Source organism: Lentzea fradiae, from assembly GCF_900100955.1.
GTDB lineage: Bacteria > Actinomycetota > Actinomycetes > Mycobacteriales > Pseudonocardiaceae > Lentzea > Lentzea fradiae.
This window is the reverse complement of record NZ_FNCC01000020.1, coordinates 64,193-81,240: the sequence shown is the minus strand read 5'-3', so window position 1 is coordinate 81,240 and position 17,048 is coordinate 64,193. Positions and strand designations below refer to the sequence as shown.

Here is a 17,048-nt window from a genome sequence, read left to right as displayed (position 1 = left end):
CGCGCCAACGGAGGAGCCGCTGTGACCGATCAGGCCGACTTCGCCCTGAACCTGCACCGCGTCGCCGTGCCCGACCCGTCCTCGAACGCGTGCTGGTCGCCCTTCTCGGTGGCCGGCGCGCTCGCACTGGCCCGCGAGGCCGCCCGCGGTGAGACCCGCGCCGAGCTGGACGCGCTGCTGAAGGGCTTCGACCCGGCCGACGCCCTCGACGTGCCGGAGCTGGCCGTCGCGAACACGCTCTGGGCCGACGACGACCTGACCCTCGACCCCGGCTTCCCGCTGGCGTCCTCGGTGCGGCGCACGGCGTTCTCCGACCCGTCGACGGTCCGCAGGCTCGTCAACACCGACGTCGCCGAGACCACCCGCGGCCTCATCCCCGAGCTGCTGGAGAGCCCGCCGCCCTCGGACGCCGCCGCGATCATCGTCAACGCCCTGTACCTCAAGGTGGGCTGGCTGAACCGGTTCTCCGAGACGACGCCGAAGCCGTTCCACGCGCCCGGCGGTGACGTGGACGTGCCGACCATGAACGTCACCGAGAAGTTCCGCTACGCCCACCGCGACGGCTGGCAGACCGTCGTGCTGCCCGCAGACTCCGGTGTCGAGGCCGTCGTCCTGCTGCCGGACGTCTCGCTGGAGCAGCCGCTGACCCCGGCGGTGTTCGACGCGCACGAGGTCACCCGCCTCGACCTCTCCCTGCCGCGGCTGGACGTCCGGGCCAAGCTCACCCTCAGGGACACGTTGCGGCGGCTCGGGGTCGAGCGCATGTTCACCCGCGACGCCGACTTCAGCGGGCTGTCACCGGACCAGCGGCTGTTCGTCGACGACGTGATCCACGAGGCCGTCCTGCGCCTGGACGAGGAGGGCCTCGAAGGCGCCGCGGCCACCGCCGTCATGTTCCGCACCGTGTCGATGGAGATCCCCTCCGACCCGGTCGTCGTGGAGGTGGACCGGCCGTTCCTGCTCGCCGTGCGCCACGCCTCCTCGGGGGCCGTGTACTTCCTCGCGCAGGTCGCCCGTCCGTGAGCACGCGCCGCTCTGTCGGGCGACCGTTTCGGGCGGCGAGATCATGATCACGGCCTTACCGTTCGGACATGACCCAGCACGGTGCCGGCGAGCAGTTCGTCGTGCTCGCCGCGGCGGGCGCCACGCGGATCACCTGCTTCAGCGGCGTCACCATCCCCGTTCTCCTGCGCACCGAGTACTACGAGAAGACGCTGGCCAGGGCGCTGGGCTTCACGCCGTCGCCCGAGCTGCGGTGTGACGGCGTGCTGCCGCAGTGCGTGTTCTTCATCCACGAGTACGCGCTGCGCACGGTCGTCGGCAACGACCGCCTGATGGAGGACCAGGTCCTGCACCTGCTGTTCCACGCGCCCTCGATCCGGATCGTGCCGGCCAGCGCGGGCGGGGCGGCGGCGGTCGGGCTCGACTACGCGCTGATCCAGTACGAGCACGAGCCGCCGCTGGTCTACCTGGCGAACTGGACGCTCGCGAGCGACACCGCGACGGTGGAACGGGCCGTGGCGATCTTCCAGCGCATGCACGCCATCGCCCTGGACAACGAACGGTCGCGCGACGTGCTGATGGAGTACGTGGCCGTCTACGACCGGTAGGCCCCTCACGGCCCTAGGGGGTGTTGCGGCGCAGGAACAACCGCATCCCGTCCTCGCCCGGCAGCGCGCACAGCAGCAGTTTGACGTTCTGGTGTCGCACCGGGACCGCGCACGAGTCGCCCGCCAGCAGCGTTCCCGCCAGCAGGCCGGCCGACTCGTGATCGATGTCCAGCACGAAGTCGTTGCTCATGCGTGGACCCTATGAGGACCCGTCCCGGCCGCCCAGTCACCCAAAGGTGTCACATTTCGCGGCGCCGCCTCGTCCACTGGTCATGACGAGGATCAAGGGAGTTCCCGCGAAGGACACCGGCCTGCTCACGAAGGCCCTGTACTGGTTCGCGCGGCGCGAGTTCGGCGCCGTGCCGGAGCCCGTCACCGTGATGGCGCACCACCCGCGGCTGACGCTGGCGAGCGGCCGGCACGAGCTGGCGGTCAAGAAGGCGGTGAAGGGCTCGGCGCACGGACCGCTGTTCGAGCTGTGCGTCTACCGGACGGCGGTCACGCTGGGCTGCTCGTGGTGCGTCGACTTCGGCGCCATGCTGATGAAGCACGAGGGCCTCGACGTCGAGCGGCTCCGGCACATCGACTCGTACGCCACCTCGGAGCTGTTCACCGACCTCGAACGCAAGGCGCTCGCCTACGCCGACGCGATGACCGGCACGCCCGTCACCGTCACCGACGAGCAGGTCGCCGAGCTGGAACGGCTGCTGGGCCGCGAGGAGCTGGTCGCGCTGACCTACCAGATCGCGCTGGAGAACCAGCGCGCCCGGTTCAACAGCGCGTTCGACATCAAGGACCAGGGCTTCGCCAGTGGCGACGCCTGCCGCGTCCCGGCACCGTAGAGGCGTGGAGAAGATTTCCCTCAGGGGTGCGCAGGCGACCATGCTCGCCACCCTGTACGGCCGGGCGCTCGACAGCGAACGGCCCGAGTCGGTGCTGCACGACGACGCCGCGAAGCGTGCCGTCGAGCGCATCGACTACGACTTCGGCAAGACCGGCATGACCACGACGACCGCCGTCGGCGTCGCCATCCGCGCGAGGGTGCTCGACGACTGGACGCGCGAGTTCATCGCACGCCACCCGTCCTGCACGGTGCTGCACCTGGCCTGCGGCCTCGACACCCGCGCGCACCGGCTCGAACGGCCGGAGACCGTGCGGTGGGTCGACGTGGACATGCCGGACGTCGTTGCCTTGCGGCGCAGGATCTTGCCGGAACCGGCGGGCGACTACGCGCTCGTGGCGTCGTCGGTCACCGAGGACGCCTGGCTCGACGCCGTTCCCGCCGACCGGCCGGTGGTGGCGGTGTTCGAAGGGCTCTCGATGTACCTCACGCGGGAGGAGGGGCACGGGCTGGTCAGGAGGATCACCGGCCGGTTCGCGGGCGGTGAGCTCCTGTTCGACGTCTACGGCTCGTGGGGGATCAAGCTGCAGAAGCTCGTTCCCGCCGTCCGCAACGCCGGCGCGACCCTGCACTGGGGCGTCGACGACCCGCGCGAGGTCGAGGCGCTGCACCCCGGACTGACCACAGTGGACTCCTGGCGCAGCGTGGACCTGCCGCACCGGGAGGCGTTGCCCGGGGCGGGCCGGGTCCAGCTGAAGGTCGTCGGCGCGATCCCGAAGCTCCGCGACGTCGGCAAGCTGCTCCGGCTGCGGTGGTGACGCCGGGGTCAGAGGCCGACGTGGCGGAGCTTGTCCGGGTTCACGACGTCGTAGACGGCGGTGATCCTGCCGTCGTGGACGGTGAACGTGGTGACGCGGGCGGCGATGTCGCCCTGCGCGGGCATGGCCACGCCCACGTCGCCGTTGACGAGCACGGGCCGCAGCTCCGGGTAGCCGTACTTGCGCAGCAGGCCGAGGAAGAAGCGGGCGACCTTGTCCGCGCCGGAGACCGCGTTGACGGCGGTGCGCGCCTTGCCGCCGCCGTCGCCGACCATCACCGCGTCCGGGTGCAGCAGGCCCAGGACGGCGTCGATGTCGCCGTTCGTCATGGCGGCGAGGAACTTCTCCAGCACGGCGCGCTGCTCGTCGAGAGCGGCGCGCGGCGGTGGCGCCGACCCCGTCACGATCTTGCGCGCCCGTGACGCGTGCTGACGGGCGGCGGCCTGCGTCACACCCAGCACGTCCGCGATCTCGCTGAACGGCACGGCGAACGCGTCGTGCAGCACGAACGCCACCCGCTGGTCCGGCGTGAGCTTGTCGAGCAGCACCAGAGCCGCCATGCGCACTCCATCGGCCCGCACGACCGCCGCCAGCGGGTCGTCGTCCTCCTCGGTCGTGACCAGCGGCTCCGGCAGCCACGAACCCACGTACGTCTCGCGGCGCACGGCGGCGGAGCGCAGGCGGTCGAGGCAGATGCGGCTCACCACGGTCGTGAGCCAGCCCCGCGCGTCCTCGACGCCCTCGGCCTTCGCGAACCGCGGCCACGCCTCCTGCACGGCGTCCTCGGCGTCGGCGACGCTGCCGGTCAGCCGGTAGGCGACCCCGATGAGGTGCGTGCGGTGGAGCCCGAAGACGTCGGCCGTGGTCACGGTTGGCAAGTTTGCCAAAGGATTAGACTCGGGGCGTGGCAGGACGCATCAGGGAGAGCGACATCGCATTGGTGCGTGAGCGCAGCCGCATCGACGAGGTCGTGGGGGACCAGGTCTCGCTCAAGAGGGCCGGTGGCGGAGCTCTGAAGGGTTTGTGCCCCTTCCACGACGAGAAGACGCCGTCGTTCAACGTGCGCCCGTCGCACGGCACGTACCACTGCTTCGGCTGCGGCGAGGGCGGCGACGTGATCGCCTTCGTGATGAAGGTCGAGCACCTGTCGTTCGTCGAGGCCGTCGAGCGGCTCGCGGACCGGGCGGGCATCCAGCTCACCTACGAGGGCGGCGGCAACACGGTCCAGCGCGACCGCGGCACGCGCAGCAGGCTCATCGAGGCCCACAAGGCGGCGGCCGAGTACTACGCCGAGCAGCTCGCCTCCCCGGAGGCGCAGCAGGCACGCGAGTTCCTGGCCGAACGCGGCTTCGACGAGGCGGCGGCCAGGCAGTTCGGCTGCGGGTTCGCCCCCGGCGGCTGGGACAAGCTCACCAAGCACCTGCTCGGCCGCGGGTTCGAGATCACCGAGCTGATCAAGGCCCAGCTCACCAAGGAGGGCAGGCAGGGCCCGATCGACCGGTTCCACCGGCGGCTGCTGTGGCCGATCAAGGACATCGGCGGCGAGGTCGTCGGCTTCGGCGCGCGGCGGATCTTCGACGACGACCCGATCCAGGCCAAGTACCTGAACACCAGCGAGTCGATGATCTACAAGAAGTCGCAGGTGCTGTTCGGGCTCGACCAGGCCAAGCGCGAGATCGCCAAGCGCAAGCAGGCCGTCATCGTCGAGGGCTACACCGACGTGATGGCGATGCACCTGGCCGGCGTCCCGACTGCGGTCGCCTCCTGCGGCACGGCGTTCGGCACCGAGCACATGAACGTGCTGCGCAGGCTGCTGATCGACGACGACGTGAACGGCGAGGTCATCTTCACCTTCGACGGCGACGAGGCGGGCCAGAAGGCCGCGCTGAAGGCGTTCGAGGGGGAGCAGCAGTTCAACGCGCAGACCTACATCGCGGTCGCGCCCGACGGCATGGACCCGTGCGAGCTGCGGCAGGCCAAGGGCGACGTGGCGGTGCGCGACCTGGTGGCCCGGCGCACGCCGCTGATCGAGTTCGCGATCAAGGCGCAGCTCAAGGCGTACGACCTCGACTCGGTGGACGGGCGCGTCGAGGCGCTCAAGAAGATGGTCCCGTTCGTCGCGCAGATCAAGGACCGCGCCAAGCGCGACGGCTACGCGACGAGGCTGGCCTGGTGGGTCGGCTGGGACGACGAGGCGATGGTCGTGCGGCGGGTGCGCCAGGTCGCCGGAGGCAAGGCCCCGGCCGCCGCCCCCGCGCAGCGCACCGACCCGAACCAGATGGCGCTGGGCGTCGAGGTCGACGGTCCGCCGCGGCCCAACCCGCGCGACCCCCGGCTCGTGCCCGAACGCGAGGTGCTCAAGGTCGCGCTGCGGCTGCCCGAGTACGCCGGTCCGCTCTACGACTCGCTGCCCGACGAGGCGTTCACGCACCCCGCGTACGTGGCGCTGCACCGCGCGATCCGCGACGCCGGCGGCGCGTCGTCCGGCCTCGCGGGCACGGCCTACCTGGACGCGATCTCGCAGGCGTGCTCGCACGCGTCGGTGCGGTCGGTGCTGACCGAGCTCGCCGTCGAACCGTTGACCGTCAAGCAGAACGACGAGTTCCGCTACGTGTCGATGGTGATCGCGCGCCTGCAGGAGGTGCAGGTCGGCAAGCAGGTCGAGGACGTGAAGTCGCGGCTGCGGCGGCTGTCCCCGATCAAGGACGCCGACGAGTACCGGGCGCTGTGGGGCGACCTGGTGGCCCTGGAGGAGTACCGCAAGGCGCTCCTGCAGCAGAGTGCGGGAGTGCTGTAGTGGGACTGTTCCGACGACTGTTCGGCAACGGCGCGCCGGACGGGTTCACCGGCGACCTGGAACCGGAGGAGACGGTGGTCGCCCACACACCTGTGCAGAGCGGCGGTCACCTCGTGGTGACGTCGCTCGGGCTGTGGGTGCCCGGCCCCCGGCGCATCGGCTGGCACCTGGTCAGCAAGGTGAAGTGGGAGGGCGCGCTGCGGGTCGTGGAGGCGTCCGAGGCCGCCACCGAGGGCTCCGTGGTGCTGCTGGAGGACCTGGCGCCGCTGCGGTTCGGCGTCGACGACCCGGGCCGCGTGCTGCGGGCGATCAGCCAGCGCGTCGAGGGGTCGATCAGGGCGCGTGAACGCGTCGAGTCGCCCGGCGTGTGGGTGTTGCAGCGCAAGATCCCCGGCCGGGACGGCTTCGTGTGGCAGGCGCGCGGGGACGCGGGCGTCGACCTGGCCGCCGTCCGCGAGGCCGTGGCCCCGATCGCGGCAAGGCTTGCCCGCTAGCAGTACGCGTGTACTGTCAGAAGTGTGTGGGATCCGGCGCAGTACCTGGCCTTCGCCGACCACCGGGCGCGGCCGTTCTACGAGCTGGTGGCGCGCGTGGCGGCGGAGAAGCCCCGGCGGGTGGTCGACGCGGGCTGCGGACCGGGCAACCTGACCTCGTCGCTGTCCGAGCGGTGGCCCTCCGCGGTGGTCGAGGCGTTCGACTCGTCCCCGGAGATGGTCGAGGCGGCACGGGCCGCCGGGGTGGACGCCCGAGTCGGCGACGTCACCACCTGGACGCCGTCGCCGGACACCGATGTCGTGGTGTCCAACGCGGTCCTGCAGTGGATCCCGTCGCATCCCTCGATCGTGTCGTCCTGGGTGGACGCGCTGGCACCCGGCGCGTGGCTCGCGTTCCAGCTGCCCGGCAACTTCGCGGACCCGTCGCACCGGCTGATCCGCGAGGTCGCCGGACCGTCCCTGCGGCACGTCTTCCGTTCCGGCACACCGGTTCTGAGCCCGGTGGAGTACGCGAACCTGCTCGGCGGATGCTCCACAGTGGACGTCTGGGAGACGACGTACGTGCAGCGGCTCACCGGCCGGGACCCCGTGCTCGACTGGGTGAGCGGCACGGCCCTGCGGCCGGTGCGCGCCGCACTGTCCTCAACGGACTACGAGACCTTCGTGGCGGAACTCGCGCCGCGGCTGCGTGAGGCGTACCCCCAGCGAGCCGACGGCACGACGTGGTTCCCGTTCAGGCGGATCTTCGCGGTCGCCCGCGTGTGACCCGCGCTGTGAAGATCGTCACGTGAGCCGGCTGACCGGCTGGCCGTTGGACTGCTCCTTGTTCTTCCACGGAGCCTTGTCGGCGGCCTTCCCGGCGGCGTCCGCCGCCTTCCCCGCGGCATCCGCGGCCAGGTCTTTCGCCTGGTGAGCGGCCTCGAACGCCTTGTCCTTGGCCTGGCCCGCAGTCTTGCGGACCGTGGGGTTCGCGGTGAAGCGGTGCCAGAGGCGCACGATCTGGTCGTAGCGCTCCCGCCCGGCCTTGGCGCCGAGCACGTAGCCGATCGCCGCGCCGACCAAGATGCCCTTCATGCGGGTCTCCTCTCATCGTGCCTGGTCATGGCCATGTTGCCGCAAAGTGGGGGGTCCTTGCGGAACCCGTTTTGAGGCTCATGTAGAGTTACCCACTGTCAGGAGGAACCAAGCCTGACAGCGAGAACAACCGAACATTCCCCCATAGCTCAATTGGCAGAGCATGCGACTGTTAATCGCAGGGTTGCTGGTTCGAGTCCAGCTGGGGGAGCGTAGCCGCTAGGGCCCAGTCATCCAACTGGGCCCTAGCGCTTTTCCCGGCCGTCGGCCAGCGTGAAGCGATGCCGCGTTTCACGAACCTCCGCCGCATCTCCTCCCTGGACCCGGTCACCGGCCACGAGGAGATCCTGCGGATCTCGTCGGGCCTGGAGTTCCCGTGGGACTACCAGAAGGCGCTGGAGATGGCGCTGTTCCGCACGTACTGCGTCCCGACGATCTCAGGGCTGCTGGAACGCACCGGGGAGTTCGAACGGCGCCCGCAGAAGCGCTACGACGACACGGCCGTTCTCATGGCCGAGCTCGTCGAGCACGGCTACGACTCGCCGCGCGGCCGTGAGTCGCTGCGGGTCGTCAACCGCCAGCACGGGCGTTACGACATCTCGAACGACGACATGCGGTACGTCCTGTCGACGTTCATCTACGACCCGATCGAGTGGTTGTCGCGGTTCGGCTGGAGGCCGTTGACGCGCAACGAGGAACTGGCCGCGTTCCACTTCTACCGCGCCGTCGGGGCCCGCATGGGAATCCGGGAGATCCCCGCGGACTTCGACGAGTTCCGCGCCTTCAAGGCGGACTACGAACAGCGCCACTTCACGTTCGCGCCCTCGAACCGCCGCATCGGCCAGTACACGCTCGACCTGTTCTGCTCGTGGTACCCGGCGGTCCTCAAACCGGTCGTCTCCCGCGCCGTGATCTCGATGCTGGACCCGTCGATGGTGCGGGCGTTCGGTTTCACCCCGCCCCCGGCCTGGGTGGGCGCCGCGGGACGGCTGGCGCTGCGCGCGCGGGCGTTCGTGGTGCGTCACCTGCCACCACGCCGCCGGCTGAAGCTCACCCGCGCCCGCAACCGCACCTACCCCGGCTACCCGGACGGCTACCGGCCGTCGGACCTCGGCGCGAGCTCCAGCACTGCCCGCTGACCGTTCAGGACGAAACCCGTCGCCTTGAGGAACTCGGTGCCGGGCCGGAAGTCGTGCAGCCGCACGTGCACGCGCGTGACGGCGGGGAACCGTTCGGCGAGCGCCTTCACCATCTCCGTGCCGATGCCCCACCGCCGCAGGTCCTTCGGCACCAGGAAGAACCCGACGCTCGCCTCACCCGGCACCGGGTGGTCCAGCACGAGGTCCACGAACCCGATCATGCCCTCGGCCTGCGCGACCAGCAGCCGCTTCTGCTCGAACGCCGCGCCCTCCGGCAGCGCGTAGTAGAGGCTCTGCACGTCGCCGGGACCGGACGGATGGCCGGTGGCGGCCTGGAACCAGTCGTCGCAGTCGGCGAACAGGCGCAGCACCTCGGGCTCGTCCGCAGGGGTGAAGTCGCGGAGGATCAGACGCACGCCGGCAAGCCTATGTGTCGCTCGCCACGGGGGCGCGCAACCCCCGTCCGGGGAGATCGGTATCCTCCACCACGCAGCGTGAGCCGGGGGGAAGTAGCTCAGTTGGTCAGAGCAGCGGACTCATAATCCGTCAGGTCGTGGGTTCGAGCCCCACCTTCCCCACCAACAGTCGTTGCACGAACCGCTTCGTTCGGGCGGTAGCCACGCCCGGTCCTGGTTCGCGCCGGAGGCTGTGCCGACGTGGTCTGCCGAGCGGAGGGCACCATGACGGACCGGTCGTCGGTGGTGATTAGCGTGTCGCTCGTGAGTCATCTCGGAGAAGAGCTGGAAGAGCAGGCGGGCCGGTTGCTGGACGAGTTCGGCGACTGGGCCGCCGGTCGCGGGATCGAGGTCGATCTTTTCGTCGCCGAGGCGGCGTTGGACGCGCGGGTGACCGGTGACGGGGTGCTCACCCGGTGGGACGCGGCGGACGTCGAAAGTGTTCTGCTCGAGTGGTTTCCGCGGAAGGTCACCCTGGAGCGGTCGGAGTGGCCGCTCGTGTTGGTCACGTTGCACGGCTGGGTCGACTTCCTGGCCGCGACTCGCGCCGCCGGGACGGGGGACGTCGCCGGGCTGCACGCGGTGATCGACCGGAGCGCTTCGGAGTTCCAGGCCCGGATGGGTGAGGAGCGCAACTTCGGCCTGTCGAAGTTCTGGATGGTGCGGATGGTCGAGCACGGGGTCGACATCGCGGACGGAGAGGATGTTCGCGCGTTCCTGATGGCCGCCCAGGCGGGGGAGGTCGACTACGACCGGGACGTGCTGGACGAGATCATGCGGCGTCACGCGCTCGGCAGCGACGCCGATCTGGTTCTTCCGGAGTTCGTGGAGGACAGCCCGGGGCCGCTGCCGCCCACCCTCGTTCCGTCCGATGACGAGGTGGCTGCCCTGGCGGAGGGCACCGACGTGGTGGCGCGGTTCCGGGTCCTGGTGTCGTGGGTGGGGGCAGGGCGCGTGTTGACGACGACGAAGCGACTGCGAGTGGCGGATGCCCGCGAGCTCGCACTGCTGCTGGAGGTCGACACCCCCTACCTGGAATTGGCTCGCAGCAGCGCGGATCTGCCCCAGGTCTCGCTGCTGGTGGCGTGGGCTCGGGCCGCCCGTCTGGTGCGGGTGGTCAAGGGCAGGCTGGTGCCGGTCAAGAGCGCGGCCCGTGTGCCGGCCCGGCCGCTCGACCTGTGGTGGCGGGTGTTCGAGGCGTTCGACGACCTCGGTCCCGCGGCGTGCGGTCCCGCTAGCCGCTTCGAGGAGCCTTCTCTGGTCGGACAGGTGCTGCCGGAGGTGATGCTGGACCTGTGGCTGAGCCTGTACACCGCCGGTGGGACACCCGTGCCGGTGGAGTTGCTGGCCGCGGGTGTCCGCGAGACGGTCTCGGCCGGGTACGGCCTCGGTGCGCTGCTGGGCGGCTTCCGGGAGGTGATGTGGCGGCGCGATCTCGGCGCGGTGCTCGCGGCCTTGGCGGCATTGGGAGCGGTCGAGCTGACGACGGCCGCCGAGGTGTGGGAACGGGACAAGATCGTCGAGCTTTCCGGCCGGGACGATCCCGACTTCACTCTCGTGCGGCTGACTCCGCTGGGGCTGTGGGGCGTGCGCAAGGCATTGCGTGCGCAAGGAATCGACGCGCCCTCGGTGGAGGAGCTGGCGGAAGCTCCCTTGGAGCAGGTGTGCGAGGCCGTGGAGTCCTGCGCGCCTGAGATCGCCGACTCCGTGCTGGCGACGTGGGTGGCGCGCAGGGATGCCGCGCAAGCGGCGACCGAGCTGGCGGCGTTCTGCGTGAACGGGCCGACGCCGGTTGTGCGGCTGCTCGCGTGGAACGCGCTGGAGCACACCGGTACACCGGGTGTGGTGGAAGCTCGCCGGTTGCGCTCGGAGGGCGGCGTGGTGGGAGGGGTCGCCGCCCGATGGCTGGCCGGTCGCGGTGAGCTGGCTCCGGAAGCCGTTGGCGAGCGGGAGATGATGCTGGCGCTGTCCGAGGAGATGGCCGCTATGCACGACCACGGGGTGCTGCTGGAGGAGATGACCACGCATCCGCTCCGCGACCAGCTCGGCTTCGTGCGCGCGGTCGCCGTTACCGACCATCCCGACCGGAACCCGATGCTGGCCACGATCGCCCGCGACCACCCGGAACACGAAATCGTCACCGCCGCGAACGAAGCCCTCGGTAGCAGCGCTCGATGATTCCATCGCTCGGATCGTGGTCCCGGGCGCTCGGCCGGAACGCGCGGTTGGGACGTTGACGCGCCGGTTCGCTGAAGTCCGCGACCAGCCTGCCGGTATTCCTGATCGGGTGGAACCCGCTCCTCTCCGGATCAGTTTCGAGTACGATGGATCACATGGCCGGCGAGGGGGACGGGAAGAAAGCCGACAGCGAACCGGAATACAAGAAATGGAACGTCATCATCGGCAGTATCGGTGGTGTTCTCGCCATTCTGACCGGTGTGCAGACGTTGACGGGGGTCGACCTGCTGAAAGAAATCGGTGTCACGACGAGCCGGTCCGCGGCGCCCGCGACGACGAAGACGCCCTACAGTGCGGTGCGCGCCGAGTCCGTCAGGAGGCCCGAGCCGCCGGTCGTGGTCACGACGCGGCCCAGGGCGCCCGAGTTCCACCTGACGTCGTCGGACTGGGACGGGCCGTGCGGAGAGCACTGGTGCGCGATGAGCGCGGTCTTCCGCAATTACGGGGGACACGGGTCCGGTTCCGCTGTGTTCTACGTTCTGCGGCAGGACGAGAACACTTATCTGGCCAGGTGCTCGGTCGTGCTGCCGGCCACGGCCGAGAATGAGCTGACGAAAGTCGGGTGCACTGCGAGCAGCGGGCAGTTGCAGCAGTATTTCCGGGCTTATCAGGGAGCGACGGTGCGAATGGACGTCAGAGTCGTCGCGTGACTCCCGGTCGCCTGAGCCGTCGTCGTCAAAGGCCCGTGGGCCCGGCAGGGGCGGTGTCCGGCGGGTTCTGACTGCGCGCTCCATGCGGGCTTTAGTCGCGGTGACTACCGTGGCAGGCGTGCGAGTGGCGACCTGGAACGTGAACTCCGTCAAGCAACGCGTGCCGCGCCTGCTGCCGTGGCTGGACCAGCGCAAGCCGGACGTCGTGTGCCTTCAGGAGACCAAGCTGGCCGACGACGCCTTCAGAGCCTTGCTGGGGGTGGCTCTGAACGAGCGCGGCTACGAGGTCGCCCTGTTCGGTGAGGCGCAGTGGAACGGCGTGGCGCTGTTGTCGCGGGTGGGCCTCGAAGACGTCGAGGTCGGCATCGCGGGAGCGCCCGGCTTCCCACATGTCGAGGCACGCGCCGTCGCGGCGACGTGTGGTGGTGTGCGGGTGCATTCGTTGTACGTGCCGAACGGCCGTGAACCGGAGTCGGACCACTACAAGTACAAGCTGGAGTGGTTGGCGGCACTGCGCGACGTGCTGGACGCCGGTCCTGACGACGCGCTCGTGTGCGGGGACATCAACATCGCTCCTGCCGACGCCGACGTCTTCGACCCGGAGTCGTTCATCGGGCACACGCACGTCACCGAACCCGAACGCGCCGCACTGCGGGCCATCGAGGCGTTGGGGTTCCACGACGTCGTGCGTGAGCGGTGGCCCAACGAGCGGATCTTCAGCTACTGGGACTACCGGGCCGGGATGTTCCACCGCGACCTGGGCATGCGGATCGACCTGGTGCTGGCGTCCGACTCGGTGGCGCCGCGGGTGCAGGCGGCGTGGGTCGACCGGCACGCGCGCAAGGGGACCGGGCCGAGCGACCACGCGCCGGTGGTCGTCGACCTGGACGAGGCACCGGACGGGGACATCGGGCCGGTCGTGCCGCCGCCGTCGTCGCCGGGGGGAAAGAAGAAGGTCAAGCTGCCCCAGTCGAAGTGACGGGGCTCGAAGGGGCCGCAGGGGGCAGCGTCACGGTGAACGCGGCGCCGCCTTCCGCGGCTGGCCCCGCCGTGATCGTCCCGCCCATCCGCGTCACGAGGCCGTGCACCAGTGCGAGGCCGACGCCGGTCCCCACGGGCCGGGACTGCTGGTAGCGCGCGTGCAGCACGCCGCGGTCGAACGCCACGGGGTAGTCCTCGGGTGCGAGGCCGGGGCCGCCGTCGCGGACCTGCAGCACCGACGACAGGGAGAGCACGACCGGGCGGCCGGGCGGGGTGACGCGCAGGGCGTTCTCCAGCAGGCCGTCGACCACCTGGCGCAGCCGCCGGGCGTCGGCGTGGACGACCGGTGAGGCGGTGATCTCCACCGAGAACGGGACGCCGCGGGCCTGGCAGCGGGCGTGCCACACCTCGGCGGCGGAGCGGACGACCTGGTCCAGGGGGATCGGGGCCAGGTCGAGGCGGAAGTCGTCGGCGCCCAGGCGGGCGAGGTCGAGCAGGTCGGTGACCAGGCGGTCCAGTCTGCGCGCCTCGTCGAGGATCACGGTGCCGACCGGGGCCACGCGGTCGCCCGTCACGACGCCGTCGGCCAGCGACTCGGCGAAGCCCGTCACGGCGGTGAGCGGGGTTCGCAGCTCGTGCGAGACGGACAGCAGGAAGTCGCGCTGGCGGGACTCGCTGCGCTGCAACGCGTCCGCGAGCACGTTCACCGACGTGGAGACCTCGGCCAGTTCGGCAGGGCCGGTGACCGGGACGCGGACGTCGCGGCGGCCCGCGCTCATGGAGCGGGCCACGGCCGCCACCCGGCGCAGCGGGCGGGTCAGCACGCTGCCCAGGGCGAGGCCCGCCAGGCAGGCGACGACGAGGCCGACGCCCAGCGCGAACAGGACGTTGCGGACCAGCCTGCGGAACGCGCCGCTGGTCTCCGTCGCCTGGACCAGCGCGAAACCGCCGTCGCCGGACGGACGGGCCTCGACGTTCAGCCGGCCGCTCACCCCGGTCACCGGCGTGCCCGTCAGCACCCGCGCCACGTCGGCGTCCCGGGCCGCGCGGACGGCGGCACGGTCGGAGCCCGACACCTCGCCGGTCGCGGAGATCCGCACGATCGCGATGCCTTGGCGCTCCAGCACCTGCTCGACCCGGTCGCCGGCGAGCTGGCCCGCCACCACGTCGGCCTGGGAGCGCAGGAACTCGCGGCTCACCTGCTGCGAGGTCGACAGGACCTGGCGGGTCGACACGACCCCCGCCACGACCACGGCGACGAACGCGACTCCCAGGCACACCAACGCGATCCGGGCGCCGAGGTTCACGACGCGTCCGCCGAGTAACCGACGCCGCGCACCGTCCTGATAGGACTGGACGGGCCGAACTTGGCGCGCAGCTGGGCGATGTGGACGTCCACGGTCCGGGTGCCGGCCGCCGACGAGTAACCCCACACCGCGGACAGCAGCTGCTCGCGCGAGAACACCTGGCGCGGGTGCCTCATCAGGTGGCAGAGCAACCCGAACTCCGTTGTCGTCAAAGAAACCTCGTGACCGTCGGCGAACGCCCTCCGCTCGCCCACGTCCAGGCGGACGGCTCCCACCCGCAGAACGTCGGACACGACCGGGGAAGAGCGGCGCAGGACCGTGCGGACGCGCAACGCCAGCTCGCGCGGGCTGAACGGCTTGGTGACGTAGTCGTCGGCCCCGAGCTCCAGGCCGAGCAGGCGGTCCACCTCGTCGTCGCGGGCCGTCACGAACAGCACGGGGGTCCAGTCGCCCGCCGCGCGCATCGCCCGGCAGACCTCGATGCCGGTCAGACCGGGCAGGCCGACGTCCAGGACGACCGCGACGGGCGAGAGCGAGCGGACCGCGGCCAGTGCCGCGTCCCCCGAGGACTCCAGGTGCACGCCGAAACCGTCGCGCCGCAGGTAGAGCGCGACGAGCTCGGCGATCGCCGGTTCGTCCTCCACGACGAGCACCAGGCCACGTTCCACGCGTTCACCCCGGCTGGTTGAGATCCGACTCGATGCTGTTCAGCGTTGATTCCACATCATCGAGGTCCGAGACCGGAGCCTCGCCCCGGCACGCCGTCAGCGAGACCAGCAGCACCAGCGCCGCGAGCCACCTCATCCCGGGCCTCACTTCGACCCGCAGTGCTCGGACCGGAACTCGGCGAGCCGCTCGGAAGCGTTCGTCAGCTTCCCGAGCTGCGAGTCGCGCAGCTTCAGCTGTGCGTCCAGCACGTCCGCGCGTGCCGTGTTGCCGGCCTTGCGGGCAGTGGCGGCCTTCTGCTCCAGCCACTTCTTCGAGCCGAGCGTTCCGGCGTCACCGTTGATTCGGTCGGTCAGCGCCCGCACGCGGTTCTCGACGCGGGGCAGCCGTTCGGAACAGATCTCCCGCACCTTCTCCTGGCTGATCGTGACCGGTTCCTGCGCCGCCGCGGTCCCCGCGCCCAGCAGCATCAGCAACGCCACGAGCCCACCGATTCGCGAAATGTCCATGCCACGAACGATGACGGAGCTCCGTCAGGACCAGGTCCGCCGAATGTTCGGGTTCTGCAAAGATCGCTACCGCAGCGAGACCCCGTGCGCGGCCGCCGCCCTCAGCATCGGCCGCATCCGGTCCCACACCCGTTCCGACCGCAGGTCCTCCGCCGCGCTCATCGCCCGCGACCCGACCGCCTTGCCCTCGTCGAGGTCGCCGTCGAGGAAGTGGCAGGTCGCCAGGGCGATCAGGCAGAACGTCCGGCTGCGCGCCATCGCCGGTCCGAGCCGTTCCACGGCCGTGAGCAGCGCGGGGATCGCGGTCGCGGTGTCGCCGAGCTCGGTGTGGACGATGCCGGTCAGCGAAAGCAGGTCGGTCTCGTCGTGGAACCGCGCCCAGTCCGGTGCGTGCCGGACGTCCGCCGCCGCGAACGCGTCCTGCGCCCGGCCCAGCGCACGCAACGCCTCGTCGGAACGGGCCTGGCGCGCGTACGCCCACGCTTCGTTCGCGTGCATGATGCTCGACGCCAACGGCGTCTGCGCGCCCCTCTGGAAGTACGCCAGCGCGTCACCCGGAGCGCCGTGGTGCAGATGGACGCGTCCACGCCGGTACACGATGTTGGTCGTCAGGTCCTCGTCGTGCCGGGCGAAGTCGAGCGCGCGGTCGAAGTGGTGGTACGCCGCCCCGACCTGGCCGCAGTCGAACGACGTCCACCCCGCCAGGTTGTGCAGGTCCGCGACCGCGGTCAGCAGGCGGGCGCGCACGTGGTCGGACGCCTCGGCGGCCAGCAGCTGCTGCGCCCAGTAGATCCGCACCACGACCGCGTCCCGGCAGGCGCCGCCGCCGTGCCGGTAGTCGACCGATCTGAGGGAACGGGTCTGAGACTTCAGCTGTTCCACATCGCTCATGCCGATGCGGGCGGAGTGCGGGGGAGGGAAGTACGCAGGATCCGTCATCGGTACACCTCGCGCCGTCTTGTCCTGAGCGTAGGGGGCCGCGGAGCGGCTGAGAAGAGGTGCCGTTCGGGGTGGAATCACTTCGACGGGATTCGACTGGTGTGAACGCGGGTATGCCCGCTTCCGTTCGAGATGACTCCGTCGAGGAACAGGGTTCTGCACATGAGGCGACGCGCCCACCTGCGGCTGGTGACCTCCGCCGAGAGCGAGGACCCGACCTTGTCGGCGGTCCTCGACGCCGAGGACCTCGCCGAGGAGCTCGGGCTCGACCCGCACGCGAGGGCCACGTGCGGGCTGCACCGCAGCTGGCTGCACGAGTGCGTGACGTCACCTGACCACGTCATCCCCTTGACCGGGCACCGCTGGTGCCGGCCGTGCGCGAGCCCTCTGGAAGTGCACCTCGACGAGACGACGGCGCGGCTGTCCTGTCCGAGCTGCGGCACGCGGACACCGGACACGGCGGCGAACCGTCAGGTCGTGCGGGCGTGCCGGACGAGTCTCGCGGCAACCCACGCGAGGTAGAACGATGC

General features: G+C 70.7%; 21 protein-coding genes and 2 tRNA genes. 14 read left to right on the top strand and 9 right to left on the bottom strand.

What is annotated here, in order from left to right:
* The first annotated feature begins 21 nt into the window (after positions 1 to 21).
* Together BLT23_RS36030 and BLT23_RS36025 are read left to right on the top strand one after the other, a co-directional pair.
* Positions 22 to 1,023: a serpin family protein gene (locus tag BLT23_RS36030; protein ID WP_090058909.1), complete on the top strand. Its 1,002-nt coding sequence runs from the start codon at positions 22 to 24 to the stop codon at positions 1,021 to 1,023.
* Between the two features lie 68 nt (positions 1,024 to 1,091).
* On the top strand, positions 1,092 to 1,610 hold the full coding sequence (locus BLT23_RS36025; protein WP_090058904.1) for a Scr1 family TA system antitoxin-like transcriptional regulator: 519 nt from the start codon (positions 1,092 to 1,094) through the stop codon (positions 1,608 to 1,610).
* A 13-nt stretch (positions 1,611 to 1,623) separates the two neighbouring features.
* Here BLT23_RS36025 and BLT23_RS41135 read toward each other — a convergent pair whose 3' ends face one another.
* On the bottom strand, positions 1,624 to 1,800 hold the full coding sequence (locus BLT23_RS41135; RefSeq protein WP_157512840.1) for a hypothetical protein: 177 nt from the start codon (positions 1,798 to 1,800) through the stop codon (positions 1,624 to 1,626).
* Between the two features lie 82 nt (positions 1,801 to 1,882).
* Between BLT23_RS41135 and BLT23_RS36020 the strand changes: the two genes are divergently transcribed.
* Together BLT23_RS36020 and BLT23_RS36015 are read left to right on the top strand one after the other, a co-directional pair.
* Entirely contained in the window at positions 1,883 to 2,452 is a 570-nt protein-coding gene (locus BLT23_RS36020; RefSeq protein WP_090058900.1) for a carboxymuconolactone decarboxylase family protein, read from the top strand.
* 4 nt (positions 2,453 to 2,456) lie between these two features.
* A complete protein-coding gene (locus BLT23_RS36015) occupies positions 2,457 to 3,269 on the top strand; it encodes a class I SAM-dependent methyltransferase (protein WP_245744540.1) in 813 nt (270 codons plus the stop codon).
* A gap of 8 nt (positions 3,270 to 3,277) precedes the next feature.
* Here BLT23_RS36015 and BLT23_RS36010 read toward each other — a convergent pair whose 3' ends face one another.
* The gene (locus tag BLT23_RS36010) at positions 3,278 to 4,138 is read right to left on the bottom strand and encodes a sigma-70 family RNA polymerase sigma factor (protein WP_245744539.1); all 861 of its coding nucleotides are present in this window, start codon (positions 4,136 to 4,138) and stop codon (positions 3,278 to 3,280) included.
* 35 nt (positions 4,139 to 4,173) lie between these two features.
* On the opposite strand from BLT23_RS36010, the gene dnaG reads away from it, so the two are divergent.
* Genes dnaG through BLT23_RS35995 form a run of 3 tightly spaced genes read left to right on the top strand, consistent with a single transcriptional unit; the run spans position 4,174 to position 7,325 of the window.
* Complete coding sequence (gene dnaG / locus BLT23_RS36005) at positions 4,174 to 6,066, top strand: DNA primase (RefSeq protein WP_090058886.1); 1,893 nt, start codon at positions 4,174 to 4,176, stop codon at positions 6,064 to 6,066.
* Positions 6,066 to 6,560 carry a hypothetical protein gene (locus BLT23_RS36000; RefSeq protein ID WP_090058881.1) on the top strand — a complete coding sequence of 165 codons (495 nt, stop codon included), beginning with the start codon at positions 6,066 to 6,068 and terminating at the stop codon, positions 6,558 to 6,560. The genes dnaG and BLT23_RS36000 overlap by 1 nt, the downstream gene beginning before the upstream one ends.
* Positions 6,561 to 6,584: 24 nt before the next feature.
* On the top strand, positions 6,585 to 7,325 hold the full coding sequence (locus tag BLT23_RS35995) for a trans-aconitate 2-methyltransferase (protein ID WP_090058877.1): 741 nt from the start codon (positions 6,585 to 6,587) through the stop codon (positions 7,323 to 7,325).
* 18 nt (positions 7,326 to 7,343) lie between these two features.
* Here the strand turns inward: BLT23_RS35995 and BLT23_RS35990 are convergent, their stop codons facing one another.
* On the bottom strand, positions 7,344 to 7,634 hold the full coding sequence (locus BLT23_RS35990) for a hypothetical protein (protein ID WP_090058872.1): 291 nt from the start codon (positions 7,632 to 7,634) through the stop codon (positions 7,344 to 7,346).
* A gap of 138 nt (positions 7,635 to 7,772) precedes the next feature.
* On the opposite strand from BLT23_RS35990, the gene BLT23_RS35985 reads away from it, so the two are divergent.
* Positions 7,773 to 7,845, top strand: a tRNA-Asn gene (locus tag BLT23_RS35985).
* A 70-nt stretch (positions 7,846 to 7,915) separates the two neighbouring features.
* A complete protein-coding gene (locus BLT23_RS35980) occupies positions 7,916 to 8,773 on the top strand; it encodes an oxygenase MpaB family protein (RefSeq protein ID WP_090058869.1) in 858 nt (285 codons plus the stop codon).
* Here the strand turns inward: BLT23_RS35980 and BLT23_RS35975 are convergent.
* A complete protein-coding gene (locus tag BLT23_RS35975) occupies positions 8,728 to 9,189 on the bottom strand; it encodes a GNAT family N-acetyltransferase (protein WP_176947083.1) in 462 nt (153 codons plus the stop codon). The two genes, BLT23_RS35980 and BLT23_RS35975, sit on opposite strands and share 46 nt — an antisense overlap.
* An 87-nt stretch (positions 9,190 to 9,276) precedes the next feature.
* Between BLT23_RS35975 and BLT23_RS35970 the strand changes: the two genes are divergently transcribed.
* The 4 genes from BLT23_RS35970 (at position 9,277) to BLT23_RS35955 (ending at position 13,095) form a co-directional block, all read left to right on the top strand.
* A tRNA-Ile gene (locus tag BLT23_RS35970) sits at positions 9,277 to 9,354 on the top strand.
* A 99-nt stretch (positions 9,355 to 9,453) separates the two neighbouring features.
* A complete protein-coding gene (locus BLT23_RS35965; protein ID WP_090058863.1) occupies positions 9,454 to 11,406 on the top strand; it encodes a hypothetical protein in 1,953 nt (650 codons plus the stop codon).
* Between the two features lie 155 nt (positions 11,407 to 11,561).
* A complete protein-coding gene (locus BLT23_RS35960; RefSeq protein ID WP_090059186.1) occupies positions 11,562 to 12,116 on the top strand; it encodes a hypothetical protein in 555 nt (184 codons plus the stop codon).
* A gap of 109 nt (positions 12,117 to 12,225) precedes the next feature.
* Positions 12,226 to 13,095 (top strand): exodeoxyribonuclease III, encoded by an 870-nt coding sequence (locus BLT23_RS35955; protein WP_245744538.1) that lies wholly within the window; start codon positions 12,226 to 12,228, stop codon positions 13,093 to 13,095.
* Here the strand turns inward: BLT23_RS35955 and BLT23_RS35950 are convergent.
* The 5 genes from BLT23_RS35950 to BLT23_RS35935 all read right to left on the bottom strand — a co-directional run bounded on the left by BLT23_RS35950 (position 13,073) and on the right by BLT23_RS35935 (position 16,680).
* On the bottom strand, positions 13,073 to 14,404 hold the full coding sequence (locus tag BLT23_RS35950) for a HAMP domain-containing sensor histidine kinase (protein WP_090058853.1): 1,332 nt from the start codon (positions 14,402 to 14,404) through the stop codon (positions 13,073 to 13,075). The genes BLT23_RS35955 and BLT23_RS35950 overlap by 23 nt on opposite strands.
* Positions 14,401 to 15,072, bottom strand: coding sequence for a response regulator transcription factor (locus BLT23_RS35945; RefSeq protein ID WP_245744537.1), 672 nt, complete (start codon positions 15,070 to 15,072; stop codon positions 14,401 to 14,403). Before BLT23_RS35945 ends, BLT23_RS35950 begins: the two co-directional genes overlap by 4 nt.
* Positions 15,073 to 15,076: 4 nt before the next feature.
* Positions 15,077 to 15,208 carry a hypothetical protein gene (locus BLT23_RS42150; RefSeq protein ID WP_281248944.1) on the bottom strand — a complete coding sequence of 44 codons (132 nt, stop codon included), beginning with the start codon at positions 15,206 to 15,208 and terminating at the stop codon, positions 15,077 to 15,079.
* An 8-nt stretch (positions 15,209 to 15,216) separates the two neighbouring features.
* Entirely contained in the window at positions 15,217 to 15,579 is a 363-nt protein-coding gene (locus BLT23_RS35940) for a hypothetical protein (protein ID WP_143036156.1), read from the bottom strand.
* A 66-nt stretch (positions 15,580 to 15,645) separates the two neighbouring features.
* Positions 15,646 to 16,680, bottom strand: coding sequence for an NsdA family TPR-like regulatory protein (locus BLT23_RS35935; RefSeq protein ID WP_483868424.1), 1,035 nt, complete (start codon positions 16,678 to 16,680; stop codon positions 15,646 to 15,648).
* Here BLT23_RS35935 and BLT23_RS35930 point away from each other — a divergent pair, their 5' ends adjacent.
* Positions 16,681 to 17,040, top strand: a complete 360-nt coding sequence (locus tag BLT23_RS35930; protein ID WP_090058841.1) for a hypothetical protein — start codon at positions 16,681 to 16,683, stop codon at positions 17,038 to 17,040.
* The last annotated feature ends 8 nt before the right edge of the window (positions 17,041 to 17,048 follow it).